This is a genomic window from Pseudomonas sp. c313, assembly GCF_055407145.1.
In genome coordinates this window covers 103,092-119,841 of record NZ_JBUZRD010000009.1, presented here as the reverse complement: position 1 = coordinate 119,841, position 16,750 = coordinate 103,092, and the positions used below count along the sequence as shown (strand labels likewise).

At 54.0% G+C, this 16,750-nt stretch carries 8 protein-coding genes and 3 pseudogenes; 4 read left to right on the top strand and 7 right to left on the bottom strand.

The window, feature by feature from the left end:
- Positions 1-15 precede the first annotated feature (15 nt).
- From brxC to ACZRKZ_RS21630, 6 genes and pseudogenes are all read right to left on the bottom strand, one after another.
- Entirely contained in the window at positions 16-3,687 is a 3,672-nt protein-coding gene (gene brxC / locus ACZRKZ_RS21655) for a BREX system P-loop protein BrxC (protein ID WP_337859438.1), read from the bottom strand.
- 18 nt (positions 3,688-3,705) lie between these two features.
- Positions 3,706-4,281 carry a DUF1788 domain-containing protein gene (locus tag ACZRKZ_RS21650; RefSeq protein WP_047303169.1) on the bottom strand — a complete coding sequence of 192 codons (576 nt, stop codon included), beginning with the start codon at positions 4,279-4,281 and terminating at the stop codon, positions 3,706-3,708.
- 25 nt (positions 4,282-4,306) lie between these two features.
- Positions 4,307-4,915, bottom strand: a complete 609-nt coding sequence (locus tag ACZRKZ_RS21645) for a DUF1819 family protein (protein ID WP_047303170.1) — start codon at positions 4,913-4,915, stop codon at positions 4,307-4,309.
- 2 nt (positions 4,916-4,917) lie between these two features.
- The gene (locus ACZRKZ_RS21640) at positions 4,918-5,787 is read right to left on the bottom strand and encodes a helix-turn-helix transcriptional regulator (RefSeq protein ID WP_047303172.1); all 870 of its coding nucleotides are present in this window, start codon (positions 5,785-5,787) and stop codon (positions 4,918-4,920) included.
- A 230-nt stretch (positions 5,788-6,017) separates the two neighbouring features.
- Positions 6,018-6,290: pseudogene (locus ACZRKZ_RS21635) on the bottom strand (recombination directionality factor); the annotation flags it as partial.
- A gap of 13 nt (positions 6,291-6,303) precedes the next feature.
- Positions 6,304-6,525 (bottom strand): annotated as a pseudogene (locus ACZRKZ_RS21630) (WYL domain-containing protein); the annotation flags it as partial.
- 521 nt (positions 6,526-7,046) lie between these two features.
- Here ACZRKZ_RS21630 and ACZRKZ_RS21625 point away from each other — a divergent pair.
- From ACZRKZ_RS21625 to ACZRKZ_RS21610, 4 genes are read left to right on the top strand one after another with little or no spacing between them, the layout of a single operon-like run.
- Complete coding sequence (locus ACZRKZ_RS21625; protein ID WP_138763804.1) at positions 7,047-7,790, top strand: hypothetical protein; 744 nt, start codon at positions 7,047-7,049, stop codon at positions 7,788-7,790.
- 12 nt (positions 7,791-7,802) lie between these two features.
- Positions 7,803-11,432, top strand: a complete 3,630-nt coding sequence (locus ACZRKZ_RS21620; RefSeq protein ID WP_138763805.1) for an AAA family ATPase — start codon at positions 7,803-7,805, stop codon at positions 11,430-11,432.
- A complete protein-coding gene (locus ACZRKZ_RS21615; RefSeq protein WP_200656065.1) occupies positions 11,429-14,560 on the top strand; it encodes an SNF2-related protein in 3,132 nt (1,043 codons plus the stop codon). Before ACZRKZ_RS21620 ends, ACZRKZ_RS21615 begins: the two co-directional genes overlap by 4 nt.
- Before the next feature lie 17 nt (positions 14,561-14,577).
- Positions 14,578-16,389 carry a hypothetical protein gene (locus ACZRKZ_RS21610; RefSeq protein WP_138763806.1) on the top strand — a complete coding sequence of 604 codons (1,812 nt, stop codon included), beginning with the start codon at positions 14,578-14,580 and terminating at the stop codon, positions 16,387-16,389.
- Between the two features lie 250 nt (positions 16,390-16,639).
- Here the strand turns inward: ACZRKZ_RS21610 and ACZRKZ_RS21605 are convergent.
- A pseudogene (locus ACZRKZ_RS21605) lies at positions 16,640-16,741 on the bottom strand (DNA repair protein RadC); the annotation flags it as partial.
- Between the last annotated feature and the right edge of the window lie 9 nt (positions 16,742-16,750).

Below are 16,750 nucleotides of genomic sequence, written 5' to 3'. Positions count from 1 at the left end.
ACTGGTTGCGCTGGTTCAGCGAATACGAACGCGTTTGTTTTGCTTAACCGCACTTTCCAGCTCTACCTTGAGGGCGTCGATAAAGCAGTCGATATCGCTCTGGCTTTCTAGATACAAGCCGTTCCCTAGTTTGTTGAACACACTGGTCGCCGCCACCTCGACCACCGGTTTGGGCGGCGCTACAGGTTTGGAGGTTGGCACCAAGGCAGGCGCTCGGTCTTCCTTGACGCCGTTAGCTGTGTTGGCTGCCTGTGCGGCCTTGGCCTGCTCTTCCTGAAGCTTCTGCAGGCGTTCAACCTCGGCCTGAATGACGCGCTCCAGATCGAATACGCCGTCGTTCAGGCGCTCGTCAGCGGTCTGGGTTTGCAGCATGTAGATGTTGGCGATGCTGGTTTCGGTCTCTAGGTCCGCCTTGACCAGTTGCAAGGGACGCAGTAAGCGGTTACTCAGCTCAGCGGTTTCGATACCGCTTTTGGCAATCTCGGACTGTAATTGGGCGATTTTCTCGTCGACACGGGCCAGGGCATGTTGACGCTTTTCAGCCAAGATGGCGGCGTTAATGGTTTCGACCGTTTCAACCAGTGTTGCGACCTGGTGCAGCTGACCGTAGGGCGTGGTGTTCTGCTCAATGGCTTTCAGCTCGGCCAGCGCTTTGCGGGCTTTCTCGTCTTTATCCAGCGCTGGTTTGTTCTTGTCGAAACGACGCAAGGCCAGCTGCAGTTGCTGCCAGGTATGCAACTGGTTGGTGAAGAACTCGTGTAGATCCCGGTAGTCCTCTTCCAGATCCAGCAAGTCATCCTTGTTGTCGACCACGGCCTTGAAAAAGTCGACGCTATCAGTGTTGCTCAGCAGGCGCTGCAGGCTGAGCAAGGCCTGTTCTATTGACTCTTTGCCAGGGAAGCGCCCGGCGCTAACCGTTGCTTTGTATTTTTCCAGGTTGGTGCGCCAGCTGCCGAAGTGCACGCAGTAATACTCAAACAACTCCTTCTCGCCTGCTGGGCCAAGGGCGTTGAACAGCTCCTGGGTCAGATTACGTGCTTGCTTGAGCAGTCCTTCGTCGGTCTGGCGCTTCTTTTGCACCGAGACTTCACGGCGCTTACGGCTGTTGGTGAGGTACTCGAAGGCGTCCGGCAGCGGCATGCTGGGGCCCGCGGCGTGGAAAGAAATACGGCTGGAAGCTGCCAGGCGACCGAGGACCAGCAGGATCTCTCCGTCCGGCCAGCCATAGGGGCGCTTACTGAAGCGCTCGATGATGTCTGCGACCAGCAAGCGTTCGTTGCCGGAGGCGCGCAGCGAGACGAATTGTTCAACTTCCTTGATGGCCTGCGGATTGCCTTCATCACCATCGAGGGTCAGGCCGAGTTGGCCGATGTCGTTAGTGTGCAGAATGGCGTGGAGTTCACGCTCGGGCTCCTGCTGTAATACTCGCAAGTAGCCTAATTTGGTGAAGGTGTTTTCAAGGAGGTACTGGCACACCTCGTCGAACTTGCTAACAATATTGTTGCTTTTGAGCTTCAGGTGCTGCCCTTGTGCATAGACCTCTGCGCGCTCGGCCAGCTCTTCCAGTAGCAAGCGCAGGCGCTTTTTACGCTCTTGGTTTTCGCGACCGCGTTCGGCGAGGATCTTACTCAGCTCAGGCTGGCTGCCGTCGTCGTTGAGGCGGATGAACTTGTTGGTCTTCAGCCAGGTGCGCAGCTCGGTGAAGAAATCCTTGCTATCGGGTAATTTGAACAGTGCCATGCCGGCAGGAGCTTCGTTGCTTTTATTGATGCAGCCGGCTTCGCCATAGAGGGCGTAGTCGAGATCCAGTGGCGAGATCACTTCGACACGGAGGTCGTGCTCGTAACGGCCTTCCAGGCTGTGGCCGTCGAGGTAGCGACCGATGCTGTAGTCGGTCTTGTTGACGCTGTAGCGGAACTTGTTCTTGTCCTTGAGCAGGTCTTTATAGATCAGGTCCGACAGTGCCTTGTTCTCCTCGGAACCGGCGATCTCTGTGGCCTTGATCTTGCGGGTGATGTCGCGCTCCTCGTTGGTGAGGAAGACAAACTCGTCACCGTTGCGGGTGATCAGGCTTTCCTTTTCAAGGCGCTGGAGGGTTTCTTCGATGTTGCGACGTAAAGCCAGTTTGTCTTCGTCGACCTGTTCGATGGAGAGGGTGACGAGGTTGTCGAGAGTGCCCTTGATCAGGTCTACATAGCGGATCATGAACAGGGTGCGCAGGATCTGTACGTCGAAGGCGTCGAGGACGCTGCTCTCGCCTGCTTGGTCGATGGTGCGTTTGACGGCTGTATCTAGGAAGCCCTCGACGGCGCGGTAGAAGCTGTACATGGGAATCAGCGCTCCGAGCGGTTTATCCGCAATGGCCATGGCGGCCATCTGGAAGGCATCGAGCATGGAGCGCTCGCCGTAGGCCAGGTGCGCTCCGGTGGCACCGACCTTGCGGATTTCCTCGAAGACCTTTTGCACCAGCTGGAAGTGGTACGGCGCAAAGGGGTAGTTGCTGATGAAGCTTTCCGGACCATCGAAGTTCTTCAGGGTCGGGCCGGAGCGGTCGAAGGTGATCTGGTTGCGCAGGATGTCGCCTTTCTGGTCCCAGAGGGTGCGCAGCTCGGCTTCAGCTACCGGAGTTTTACGCAGCAGACGCTTCTGGATGACTTCGTCAGTGTTGGAGCTGGAAAGCGAAAGTCGGGTTTTGAAGCGCCCGGCAATTTTCGAGAAATCGTTGGCCTTGGAGGCGGACAGCTCACCCAGTACGGCATCCATATCGGCCTGAGAGGTGACGATAATCCAAGCGCGGCCTTTGCAGATGGTGCCGAGGTTTTCGGTGATAGTCTGCAGAGTCAGCATCAGCTTGGTGTCGCTGCCGATGAACTGGCCAACTTCGTCCACCAGGAACAGCACGCGGTGTTTGGCTGGCTGGGTGTCGAGGTATTCGCGTACCCAGTTGCAGAAGTTTTCGACCGAGACGCTGAACGTTTGTTCGGAGTCTTCGAACCATTTGTGCGCGGCTTCAGCAGATAGGTCGAGGGCAGCGGCTACCGCTTGCTCAATGTCATCCTGGTAGAACTGATAGCCATCACGCTCCTCAGTCCAGTCCATCCCGGTGGAATCATTAAAGGCTCGCTTGAATCGCTCATAGACGCCGCGCTGGGCCAGGTGACGCTCCATGTGGGCGATGTGGGGATGGTCGCCACTAAAACCTTGATGTTCGTTGAACACCCGTAGGAAGACATTGAGGATCGGGTTTCCAGCATCGTTGGAACTGGCTTTGCTGTCGATGTTGAACAAGATGACATCGGCACTGTTGGCAACGGCCTTGTCGATGTCGGCACGGATGGTGGCATCACGCAGTTTGCTCGCATCAAAGAAGGAAACAGCCTTGCGAGCGTTGCCCTGGTCGTCGCGCGCTTCGATGTTGGCCAGCAGGTATGACAAGGTCTTGAGGAAGTGCGACTTACCCGAGCCGAAGAAACCGCTGATCCATACGCCCACGCGGTTGGCGATGGAGGGATCGTTCAAGTCAGTACTGTAGGACTCGAAGAAGCTGCGGAAGTGTTTTTCCAGCTCGTTGGTGACAACGTACTCATCCAGCTCTTGGTGCACGGTTGCGTCGTCGGACTGATCCGCCTTAACCACGCCGTTGATCGGGCGATCGAGTTCCTTGAAGAAAATATCTTTAATGCTCACGGCAATCGTCCTTATTTATCAGGGAACCAGCTTGAAGGCGCGGTAGTAGTTGTTGCTGGGAATGCGGTCGAACAAGGCGAGTGACTGCCCTGAGTAATGACCGGGGTAAAAAAGAACCAGAGGCTTGTGGCCAAGCAGCGCGTGCAGCTTGTTGAGAAGGTTGTGGGCGCGAAGAACCGGCCAAACTGAGCCCACACCACTGATTAGCACCACGTCGTGTTGATCGGCGTCGCTGTGTTCCATTAGGAAGGGCGCGAATTTGTCCATATGCAGCGGTCCGGACAGCGCCTTGAGCAACGCGAGGTCACCTTTGGTTTGCTGCATCTGAATGGCTTTTTCAGTGAAGCTGCGTTGATCCAGGTATTCGCGCATAGCCTGCAGCAAATTGATATGAGCCACTTTGAGCTGGCTATGCTTCTTGGCGAGGAACCCCTGTAGAAAACTGAGGTATTCGCGCACCTGCAGCTCATCCTCGGGGGCGTAGTCGAAGATCCAGAAACCGAGCTCATTGCCCAATCCTTGGCTCCTCAAGAACTCTTCGGTGAGGATCTTGTCTGGGATCTGGTTTAGCCGATCCTGCAGTTGCTGATTCATGCGAACACTCCTTATTCCACGCCTACTATCCGGGGGCATTGGATACTTCCAAACAGGCTTTTATGCGATTGCGGTAGCTGTCATCCAGCAATACGCGGACCTCTGACCGAATCATCAGGTTTTGTAATTTCATGTTGCGGGTGCTTTTCAACAGGCCGACCTCGGTCAGCATGCGATAGACGACCTGCGCCATCTTCTTGCGACTGGACTCCGTCCAGGTGGTGATGGCCGAATCTCGATGGCTGCGTTCATCCAGAAACTCATTCCAGTGGTAGGATTCGAGCACGCCGGCGCGGGTGACGAAAGCGTCTTTGAGGACGGTCTCGATGAATTCGACGAGGAGCAGGTTGCGCTCCAAGGCCGAGCAGAACACCACTTGAGTGGCGAGTTCATCATCTCCATCTCGAATTGCCCGCCAGAAAGGGGCATCCAATCGCTCCAGACGCTTGCGGATGGCTTGAGCCACACGCTTGGCCGAAGCTGGTGCGCGTTTCTGCAGCCGGTTCTGTTGCTGTATGACCTCATGCCATTGCTCAGGGCTAGCGTCCTGCAGCAGCAGGTCTGCAACGATGCGTGATTCACGCACCTGCAACGAGCCGCCGATTAAGTCGGAGTCGTAATGGAAGCTATGCATGCCTATTTCCCATCACTGCTAAAGAGGAAGGGAGTTAGCTTGGCGCGATCAGTGGGAAGCAATTGCAATGGATGCTCGCGTACTCGCTCGGCTTCTTCTGAGGTGATGGCAGCCTGATATCGTTGAAGGGTGTAGTGGGCAAGTGCTGTACGAACTGTCAGCTGTAGGCGGCCTTCTGGCATACCGAAATCGCGCTCAACTAAAGACTTTTGGGCATCGCTGAGTAGTTCATTAGGGATTAGTGTCAGGTTGACTTGGTCGTGCCAGCCATTGTCTGTACTCGATAAGGGAGCATGAGCGTCGCACGATTTTGGCGAGCGATAGATACGTGAGAGTAAAAAATCGCGGAAGGCCTGGCGCTTATGGCACCAAGCGCGAACGTGCCAACGGAAACCCGTATAAACGAGAGTGTGAGGTGAAATCACACGTTCATGAATTTGCGGGTTGGACATGGAGGCGTAGAGTATTTTCAGGCTGCCGGCATTGCGGCAGGCTCTGATTAACTCGCGAACCACTTCAGGGCGGGCTGCACGGTCTGGAAGTTGGACAGTAGTGACGCTGGGGTGAGCTTCCAAAATTTCAGACACGGGCTGATCAGATTGATCGCCGATGAGTGCCATGTACTCATTGATGTGCCCAGCGCTCAGTACGGGCTGAAAGCCAGCCGTCGGGACATAGCCTTTAACTGCAGGGCTGTGAATTAGCGAGCCTGGATTGAATTCGCTGTTATAGCGATTGATGTCGGAAGAAGCTTGCTGGCGGCTGATGCCAAACCATGTCATCAACTGAGTGGTGACCAGGCGACCCTCCCAATAGCTGATTAGCTCTATCGCGCGTAGCCTGAGGAGGGCTTCGTGTTTGGGGAGCGGCATTGGCATTCCTGAATGTGAGCTGGTCCAGATGATGCCTGATACGAGGCGCTAGTGTAAATTTATTTACTGTAAAGTTTTTTGCGTTTTGAATAATTTTGCGTGGCGCGCTGATAGCGTCGGCGTCCGGTGCGTGAAAAAGACGTCGATCGATTTTTAACTGGCGCAATTCGTAAGCCCTATTTACAAGTTCACTTGGCCGGGCCGCATTGTCAGGAGCTTGAGCAGAAAATAATAAAGTGCACGACACTCATGGATGCCGCCGTGGTGCGGATGCTGGCGAAGCCTGTAGTGCGGAAAACGGAGCTGCCCAGACGGTCATTGTCATCGATCAACACATTGGGTCCCCTGGGCTTGCAGGCATTGCCTTCGGCCAGCGAAGGGCAGGGGAGTGACTTGATGCAATCCTCGCACTAGTGTTTGCAGGTTTCGCTATTACCCACGTAGCGCGGTCGTCCCGTTGCATGGTCAGACAGGCTGTACTCAGTACGGAAGTACGGATCCGGCCTAGCCCAACTATCAGCTATACAGCCATGGCTCCAGTTCAGTCAGATTTCTCACGACGATCTGCTGGGATTCAGGTCGGGGCTCCATTTTTGTAGGGTCGATCTGATAACACTGCAATACATACTGCACCAGCGCCTTGCGAGTAGGAATCAGCAGTTGGCTGTTCAGCATGCCGTAATCGGTTTCGATGATTGCTTTCTGTGCTGGAGTAAGGCGCGAATCGGGTTCGATAACCTCGAGGAGGTTAACCAGGCTGATCGGCTGAAAAAATACCTTAGTCGGGCCGGAGGCTGAGCCAGGTGTCGACTGAAGACTTCCATAGACTCAAGTTCCCTGCCGCGTCGGCTTCAGGGGGGCACGTCCAGCTAAGTGCAGTCATGTAGATGACGATTTACATGATTGATATGAAGGGAAAATTGTACCGGTGGCTTTACGCTTGAAGGGCAACGCGGATAATGTGACTGCTATCGTATTAAAAAAGGCTGCAGTATCCCAAGGATGGTCCATCACGATTACTCCTTCACCAACAAGCATGCTTGCTTTAGTTCCTACGAGGTCCAACCTGCGCCGAAGAAAAAGGCCACGACGTCGATGACGACGAAGACAATGATGCTGATGACGGCCAGCAAGCTGCAGGCGAGCAGAGCGGTAGCACCGATGTGATGGACAGCGCCTGGTTTATGCCGGCCAACCGCGAAGCCGACTATCGCATCGCCTGGGCGTTTTTCGCCGAATAGGCCGAGGGGAATTGAACTATGCGTTATGGACAGGGAAGTAGAAGAATTAGCCTGCCGATGCAGCGCGTTAACGGGCAGTGGGAGTTCCTCTATGGTGGTGATGTTCCGTTGCGCGATGGTGCTATTGCCGACCTGGTGGTCAACATGGATTCCATCCAGGATCGTGACTTTCTGAAGCTGATAAGCCAGGAACTGTCTGTTGAGGTGCTGCCATTGGGGGCGCCCTTGCTGGTCGCGCTTAGTGACCGAGGGTATGCCTTGCAGCAGGCCGAACCTACTGGTATGCCGAATATCCCTTTGCAGTATCGGCCACCCGGTTGCACCCGTTTCGTCACCGTGCACATCGGCCCAAAGAATAAACGCCAGAATGATCTGTTCGCTGAGGATGAGGGCGGCCTTTGGCTCCGTCAGATAGGCCTGGACCGCTGCGAGCTGGAATGCAGCCCCATCCAGATGCCTGAGGGCTTTCCAAAAAAGGTGGCGCAGAGTCCTAACCATGCTTTCACGATGCTCTCCGAACAGTACGAGCCCCATCGTCTGTCGCACACAGGTAACGCCTACACGCATTTCTTCTATCCGGAAACAGATGGTCAATGGCTACCACTATCGGTCCTGCGCGATGGAGTTTTCAAACGCGCTGAGCGTTCCTTGATCGATCAAGCCTGGCGCCAGCTTGAGGAAAAGCTAGGCTGGTGCCATCTACCACCAGTGCCGAAGAAGTCTATTCCGAAGCGCGGCAATAGGGATTCCGGTGATGAGTAAGGAGCAGCAGTAATGACTACGCATATCACCGCTCGATTGGCTTGGCATGCAGATGGCTGGAATGGTCATGTTTGTAAGGACCCTGCTGCCAATACCTTTTGTGTCGGACAACAGTCTTATCCAGGCACCATGATCGGCGAGCAGCGCGATTTGGCCCAAGAACAGAAGGTATGTGGTCAAGGGTGTAGCAAGTTGGGCAAGGATGTACCGCCTTGCATGTATAGCATCAATGCTTTCGGCCAGGACAGGATTCATGCCTTTGCTGATACGCCGGAGTTCTTTCGTAAGGAAGATAGAAGTCCTGATGGCGTGCGCCGCGAGTGGGATATGCCACCGTCCAGTTGCAGCATTTGGCCTTATGAGGAGATGTATAAGGATGAGGTCAAGCTAGCCAGGGGGGGATACGATCCAGACAAACGTTTGGCCGCGGTTCGGAATTTTTTTGCCAAGGTTGAGGTCGGTCGAAGCCTGGTTTTTTACTACGCTAACTTCAGCAACCCGTTCAGTGAGGAAGACAACAAGCGCTATGTGCTACTTGGTGTCTCGCGGGTCAAGGCTCTGGGTGAGGAGTTGTTCTATGACGAATGCAGCCAGGAGACCATAGACCGATATGGTGGATTCGTTTGGCAGCGAGTGGTATCCAGCCACTACCCCGATCAGGGCATGCGGATCCCTTATCACCGCTATACGGATAAGCCGGAGGTGTTGGAGCAGATTCTTGCTGTACCGGCGAACCCACGAGTATGCAAGTACGCAGCGAGGCATGTATCTGACGACGATGCCCTCATTCTGGTAGAGCAGCTACTTGGGGTTGCTTGCCGTCTGCAAGAGCTGGGCGACGATAGCGAAAACTGGGGCAGCCGGATTAGCTGGCTCCAATCAGTGATTGCCGAGCTTTGGCAAGGTCGAGGGCTTTATCCCGGGTTGCCGGCTGTGCTTGATGTCATCGGCTTTCAGGCCGCCATCCCTGGCTTCGTCAAGGCGAAAGCTGAGGAGGCTGTCGCGATCAAGGATGCTGTTTTTGCCTTTCTCGATGGTACTGCAAAAGCGTTTGATGGACTTGCCCTTAACAGCGATGAGGTCAGTAAGGTCAAGCGGCAGTGGCAGCTAAGGACGGATGAGGAGCGAGCACTCAGTCGAGATTTGTTACCTAGGTTCGGCTTGGATGGCACTCAAGTGAGGCGCTTGCTAGGGGAGGATCGAACGACTTATGGCCTGCCGGCCAAATTGAGTGAGATCATCGACAACCCCTACATCCTTTGCGAGTCATATATCGGCGACGGACCGGATGACACCATTGGGCTCAGCAAGATCGAACACGGAATCTTCCCATCGCCCAACATCGCGCCGGCTTTCTTGTATGAGGTGGACGACTGGAGGCGTCTGCGTGCGTTCACGGTCGGTCAGCTGCTCATCAAGTCGACGCAAACATTCCTCGAGTTATCTCAGGTTTTGCATGACGTTAACCATGACTTGAGCTTTGTCGCTGAGTGGAAACGACACCAGTTTACCGAGCGCTACTACGAGGTCGATAAGGAGCACATGCTGGGCGCTCTCGAGTTTCGGGAGCACGAAGGGCAACGCTACGTGTACCTGCGCTCTGCCTGGGAAGACGAGCAACTGGTTTCAAAGTGCTTGCGTGAGCTCAATAAGCGAGCCGACATCAGCTTTAAGGTGCCTCTGACGGAGTCTCATTGGGGCGATTACCTTCGCGATGACTGCAGCATCCTGAGCCGGATGGACGCTGATCAGTACCGGGAGGCGATAGAGGGCCAGATTGCAGTCTGTCAGCAGATTTTTGTCAGGCCATTGTGTGTGCTGGCTGGCTCTGCTGGGACCGGGAAGACGACCGTTATTCGCTCATTGATTCATGCTGTCGAAAGAGTCCACGGCAGCGGAGCATCTTTTCAGCTTTTGGCCCCAACAGGTAAGGCCGCAGATCGCATCCGTGAAAAAACGGGCAAAGCTGCCTCCACCATCCACTCGTTTCTGGCTCAGCGCGGCTGGTTGAATGACAACCTGACCTTCAAGCGGCAGGGCGGTTTTCGAGAGGAGGGTATAGAGACCTACATCGTCGATGAGTCCTCCATGCTCGACCTTACGTTGGTTGCCGCGTTATTCCGAGCCATCAATTGGAATTCGGTGAGGCGACTCATTCTGGTTGGTGATCCCAGCCAGCTGCCGCCAATAGGTCGCGGCAAGGTGTTTGCGGATTTGATCGATTGGCTAGGTAAGGACTATCCCGAGTGTCTGGGGACCCTGTGCACTAATGTGCGGCAAATGGAAAACCGTCTCCAGAAGACGGGCACCGGGATTATTGACCTAGCCTCGCTGTTCATTCTGCGTAACAGCGGTGGCGAGGTAGAGCTTCAGAAGGCCCATGCCGAACAGATGCTTGCCCGAGTTCAAGAGGGAGGGAAGGTCGACGAGGATTTGCAGGTTATCTATTGGAGTGGCCAGCAGGATCTCGAGGACAAGCTGGTGTCTAGTCTGCAGTCGGATATGCAAGCCGATACGGGCCTGACGCTGAATAACGAGAAGCCATATGAGCTATGGCGAGCAGCCTTCAAGAATAAGGAGGGGGTAGATCGCCCTGAGCAATCCCAGGTTATCTCGCCATATCGCGGTGAGTTTTTCGGTACTGATCATCTCAACGGGCTGCTTCAGGTCGCCAGTAAGGGACGGAGGCCGGATCCACATCGGTTGATTGATGGGGTAGCGCTGTTTGATAAGGTCATGCAAATCCGAAATCGTTCGCGCTCCAAGCCCCTGTGGGCCTGGGATACTCATGGACGCTCAAACAAACCTGTAGAGGTTTTCAACGGAGAGCTCGGGTTTGTCAAAGCCCATGCATTGGATGGGAAAAATGCGTTTGGACCCTGGTTCCGAATTAAGCATTTTCAAGTTCTTTTTTCCCGCAAGGAGAGCTTCTGGATCGGCTATGGGCGTTCTCTGGGTAAAACACCCGATGGAAAATGGATTGGGGACGAGAAAGTGGAGGATAACCTGGAGCTTGCCTATGCCATTTCAGTGCACAAGTCTCAAGGTAGCGAGTTTGAGCGTGTTTACTTCGTGCTGCCCAAGAGCAAACAGGCACTGCTTTCACCTGAGCTGCTCTATACCGGTCTGACGCGTGCCAAAAAGCACTGCACGCTTCTGATCGAAGAAGACCTTTCCCCACTGTTAACTCTGCGTCGCCCTGAAGCGTCACATCTGGTAGTTATCAACTCCTCACTGTTTGATATGAGGCCTGTTTCGCAACTGCTCAGCAGAAAGTGTGATTGGTATGAGGAGGGCAAAATTCATCATACGCTTGCCCAGTTCATGGTGCGATCGAAGTCAGAGGTCATCATCGCGAACATGCTGTTCGAGCGTGAACTTCCCTTCGAGTATGAGCAGCCTCTATACGCGAAAGATGGAACATTTTACCTGCCTGACTTCCTGGTTCATTGCCAAGGGCAAACGTACATCTGGGAGCACTGGGGCATGATTTCCGACGAGGGTTACCGCAACCATCGGGAAACCAAGCTTGAGTGGTACGAAAAGCATTTCCCAGGTCAGCTCATTGAAACATTTGAAGGGGCTGAGCTGAGCATGGAGTCAGATAGGTTAATTCGGAAAATGCAGGGAGCTCCGGAGTGAGCATTCTGAATCCAGGCGACAAGGTCAGGCTGAAAGCCAATCCGGCGCGGGTCGGCATCTTGGGTAACGAAACCGATGGCCCTGCACATCGACAGCGGGTGTTGGTTTCGTTTCTCGATGGCAGCGAGGATTTCGTTTTGCCCTCGACCCTCGAAAAAGTTGAAAACAAGCCTCTACGCCCCTACGAGTGTATTGAGCGGGGACGGTTCAGTGGCGAGGATGACCTGCGGGCGGCGATTACTTTTCACCGGCTCAGTGGCAAGCTGGCCAACTTGATCTACAGCCTCAACACTACCAATACCCAGTTTCTGGCGTATCAGTTCAAGCCGGTGTTGCAGTTTCTCGATTCGCCCTGCAACGGCATTCTGATTGCTGATGAAGTGGGTCTAGGCAAAACCATTGAGGCTGGCTTGATTTGGACTGAATTGCGCGCGCGATTGGATGCAAAGCGATTATTGGTTGTTTGCCCGGCTATGTTGAGGGAGAAGTGGCGTGATGAGCTGGCCAACCGCTTTGGTGTGCTGGCGGAGATGGTCGATGCAGGAGATTTGCTGAAGAAGCTTCAGGCAGTGCGGGAGCGACCACAGGATGGCTTCGCGGTCATCGCGAGCATGCAAGGGTTGCGCCCACCTCGTGGCTTCAATTCGCCGGATCAAGTCAGTCAGCGCTCTGCTGCTAAATTGGCCAGATTTCTCGAAGATGCAGAGGTGGACGAGCCGTTGCTGGATATGGTTGTGGTCGATGAGGCGCACTATCTGCGTAACAAGGGTACTCAGACCAATCTGTTGGGACGGTTGCTTCGCCCCGTAGCCTCAAGTCTGGTCATGCTTTCGGCCACACCCATCCAACTGCGCAGTTCAGACTTATTCAACCTGCTCAATCTGATCGACGAAGATGCCTTCCCCTACGAGGAGAGCTTTCGATACAGCCTTGAGGCTAATGCTCCTATCGTAAGGTTGCGAGATCGAATTTTGGCTGGGCCAATTACGCGCACGGATTTTGTCGAAGGCCTGGATGAGGCGCTTGAAGCACGCTTTTTCGAGGATAACGAGCAGATCACCTATCTGCGGGGGCATGCCCCCAGTAACAAGAGATTGGCCGATCCCAAAGGGCGGGCAGAGCTGGCTGATCAACTAGACCGAATAAACCCGCTCAGTAAGGTAGTGACCCGTACCCTAAAACGGGACGTGCACGAAGGGCGGGTAGTGCGTGCGCCATACGCGATCCGCGCAACCATGAGCGGTAGTGAGTCCGATTTTTACGAGCAGGTCACTGAAGCGATTCGTGGGTACTGTGTGGCGCGTGCTGTATCCACTGGCTTCATGCTGACTATCCCGCAGCGACAGATGTCCAGCTGTATGGCGGCAGCCTGCCGAGCCTGGCAGAAAAAACATGCTGCTCTGGAGCAGGATGAACTTGAGGAGACCTTGTATGACTTACAAGGTGATCTGCTGGAAGAGAAGGCACCACAGCCTGATGAGATGGGGTCGCTGCTCTCGGCGTTGGTGGATATTGCCCGAGAGGTGGGCGATTACGAAACGCTGAGGCACAACGATAGCAAGTACGCTGAGTTGCTGAAGAATCTGCGTATCTATTGGGCTGACAACCCAGGTAAAAAGGTAGTCTTATTTGCGTTCTACCGGCAGACCCTGGCCTACCTTGCTGAACGTTTACGTGAAGATGGCTATGCCTCTGTGTTGGTCCAGGGGGGCATGGATAAACAGCAGGCGCTGGCGCGCTTTCAAGAACCTCAGGGCCCCAGTATTCTATTGTCTTCTGAAGTGGCTTCAGAGGGGGTCGATTTACAGTTCTCCAGCTTGGTCATCAACTACGATCTTCCTTGGAACCCAATGCGCATTGAGCAGCGGATAGGTCGAATTGACCGCATCGGCCAGGAAGCTGAGCGGATCATGATCTGGAATTTTATGTATGCCGACACCATCGACGAACGAGTCTATGACCGCTTGCTGGATAGGCTGAATATATTCACGTGCGCGTTGGGTAGTATGGAGGGGATTCTTGGAGAGCAAATTCGGGAGCTAACTCAAGACCTACTTACCCATAAGCTGACTCCGGAAGAAGAGACTCAGCGTATCAATCAAGCCAGCCTCGCGATTGAAAACACCAATCGGCAGCAAGAGGAGCTCGAGGCTCAGGCTACTCAGTTAATCGCGCATAGTGACTTCATCCAGAACAAGGTGCGGGCTGCCAAGGAGTTGGGCCGGTACATCCGGGGGGAAGACTTGTTGAGCTATGCACGTGATTTTCTGATCGTGCACTATCCCGGCTCACGTTTTGTGCCGTCTGATCGAGACCCAATGGAATATGACCTTGAGCTTTCCGTGCAGGCTCGAGTCGAGTTCGCTGAGTTTGTAGATCTGTATCGCTTACAGGGGCGAAGCCAGCTGTTGAGTCAACGTCCTAAACCATTGCTCTTCGAGAACCGTCAGGGAAATCCGTCCAGTGCTTTTGAGCGTGTAACGCAGGATCATCCACTGATTCGATTTGTCACCGATCGTCTTCGCCAAGCGGGCAAAAGCCCGGCAAAGTTCCCGGTTTCAGCGATCGACCTTGCCGCATTTGAGGTGCAAGGTTTTGAGCCTGGCATATATGTCTTTGGCATCTATCGCTGGACCGTTTCCGGTACCCGCGACATCGAGCGATTGGAGTATGTTGTTCGGCCTTTTCAGAACGATTGTTTCGTCGATGGGGAGCTAGCAGAGCATCTTGTTAATACCGCAGCACTTTGTGGGAGCCAGTGGTTGAGTGTTGCCAACGAGTTAGACACCGAAGCTGCAGCCGCTTATTTCGATGCTTGTCGTGATCAGTTGGATGAACGTTTTGATGAATTTCAAAGCGCCCAAGGCCGGGAGGATCGTGATCGGCTAAAGATGATGAAAAAGGCTCTCCAATCACATTTGGACAAGCAAGTAGAGCGACTCATAACGACAATCCAGTCGCACCGCTCTTCTGGTGAGGAGCGACGCATGCGCATGATTCCAGCAGCCGAGGGGAAGCTGAAAAAATTGCGTAACAGATTTCAAGAGCGCATTGCTGAGCTTGAACTGAAGAGCGGTGGAAGCTCAGACAAAAACTTCGTAACAGGTGGTGTAATTCGGCTGCTTTGATCTCAAGGGACTGACATATGCGCGTGACGTTAGAAGAAAAGCTCAAAGAAGCCTTCGCCAAGATAGGGCAAGAGCTGCCTGTTCGACCTTTAACTATCCAATCGACGGGGCATAAGCCTGGGCATGCTGGGCGCCATCAGCACGCAGAATGCAAACCCGAGCGGGGCCAGGCACCGGCCGAAGTAATAACAGAACAGACGCCGGCGTCCCGACAAGGAGCCGCAAGTAAAAAGAAAAAGGTAGAGAAGGCGCGGCCGCCTCTGTCGTCAAAGCAACCCAATGCAGCAGCTCAGCAACTGAGTATTGACTTGAGCGTTTACCGCCAAGGCGTCAATCCTCGTGAGACTAGAGATGCCAGTACCAGCCCTGATACTCGATATGAAATGTCACTTGGTGCTGACTCTGCACCGTGCTGGGGGCACTCTGATGGAATGAAAACACTGGAGTTACTGAAACTCGAACTAACGGGGCAACAGGTTCAGCCGATACCGAAGGAGGGAATTACTGCTCAGGAGGATCGAGCGTTGGTCCTCGGACTGGATTTTGGTAGCTCCAGTGTGAAGGTCGTTATCGGTGACAGTGCTTTGGAAAAAGCATTTGCTGTGCCATTTCGCAATGCTACTGGATTACCGAGTTTTTTGCTGCCGTGCCGGCTTTACAAAGAGGGAGGAGTGTTTTCGCTTGAAGATGGGGGTAGAGCAATGGCTGATATCAAGTTGGCTTTCCTTGCCCACCCTACAGTTGTTAAGTACCAGCAGCGAGTCGTAGCGTTTCTCGCTCTAATTATCCGAAGAGCGCGTGCCTGGCTGTTTAGCGAAAAGGAAGTAGTTTACCGCTCGAGTAATATTGTCTGGCGAATGGCATTGGGATTCCCTACGGCCAACCACTTGGATCCTGAACAAACGAAGGGGTTTAGGTTACTGGGTGCGGCGGCCTGGATTTTGGCTGGAAGCTCAGAAGAAAAAATTGATGACATTGGGGTTATCGCTGCATTACACCGTGCTGAGGCGCTTGATGCGGGAGAGCTCCCGTCCGATCAGGAGGATGTGGAGCTTTCCGTCGTCCCAGAAATCGCAGCGCAGATCTACGGCTATGTCGCTTCGGAACGGTTTGATAATAATGCCGCTAACAACTTCATGATGGTGGATATAGGCGCGGGGACCATTGATGCTTCGCTTTTTCACGTCAAGCGAGGCCGCGGTAAATGGGACTTTGAGTTTTATACCGCGACTGTTGAGCCCCTTGGCGCTGTCAACCTGCATCGAAATCGTCTGGACTGGTGGGCTCGTGCTATTGAAGAGCGAACATCCAATCGGGAAGATCTTCTGGAGGCGATTTCAGCTGCAAGAAAGGTGACAGATGGCGAGGAAGGAATGCCACAACAGCTTGAAGCCTATTTCTCAGCGGCCAAGGTCCAATTTTTAGATCCTCGCCAACATTCAGACCGACAGTTTTACGGGAAGGTGTTTAAGCAAGTGGGGCACGAAACATATTGGAAGACCTCACGAGGCTACCTGACGCGGGAGCAGCTAACAGATATTCCTGTATATCTGTGCGGGGGAGGGAGCCGTATGCCGTTTTACGGTCGATTGAAAGAAACGTTGAACAACCATCCCAGCCTGTACGAGTGGATGAGAGTGAAAGTCAGGCCGTTGGAGCTACCCAAGCGACTTGATGCCCCAGGGCTTGTGAGAAATGATTTCGACCGTTTGTCAGTGGCTTACGGCTTGAGCTTCCTCAATCTTGGGAAGGTTTTGAAGTCGATACCTAAGTCAGTGATACAAGTTACCGTTTCAGACGGCTGGCGAGATAACTACATCGAGAAATAGGGAGAGAGGCACAATGCGTAAATCATTGGCAATCTTCGCCTCGCCGGACCGCCCGTACTAAGGATTTTTGTTCGCCATGCTTCCACCACTTCTTTCGCATGACTGTTGGCGCTCGTGCCGAATTGACCCACGTGCTGATGCAAGACTGACCCATCTCCAAAACCGCACAAATCCGGCAAAGGTAATAGCTCGCGAAGTATCAGACTGGGTCACTGACATCTCGGCACTGCGTCAATTTCGCGTCGGCGCCAACATGCTTGGACTCAGTCAGTGCCCGGCCTTTAGACAGACGACTCATCGCCAGCTGTTGAGCCATCTGCAGAATGTCGGCCTCAGTGACAGGCGACTCCATGACATAATA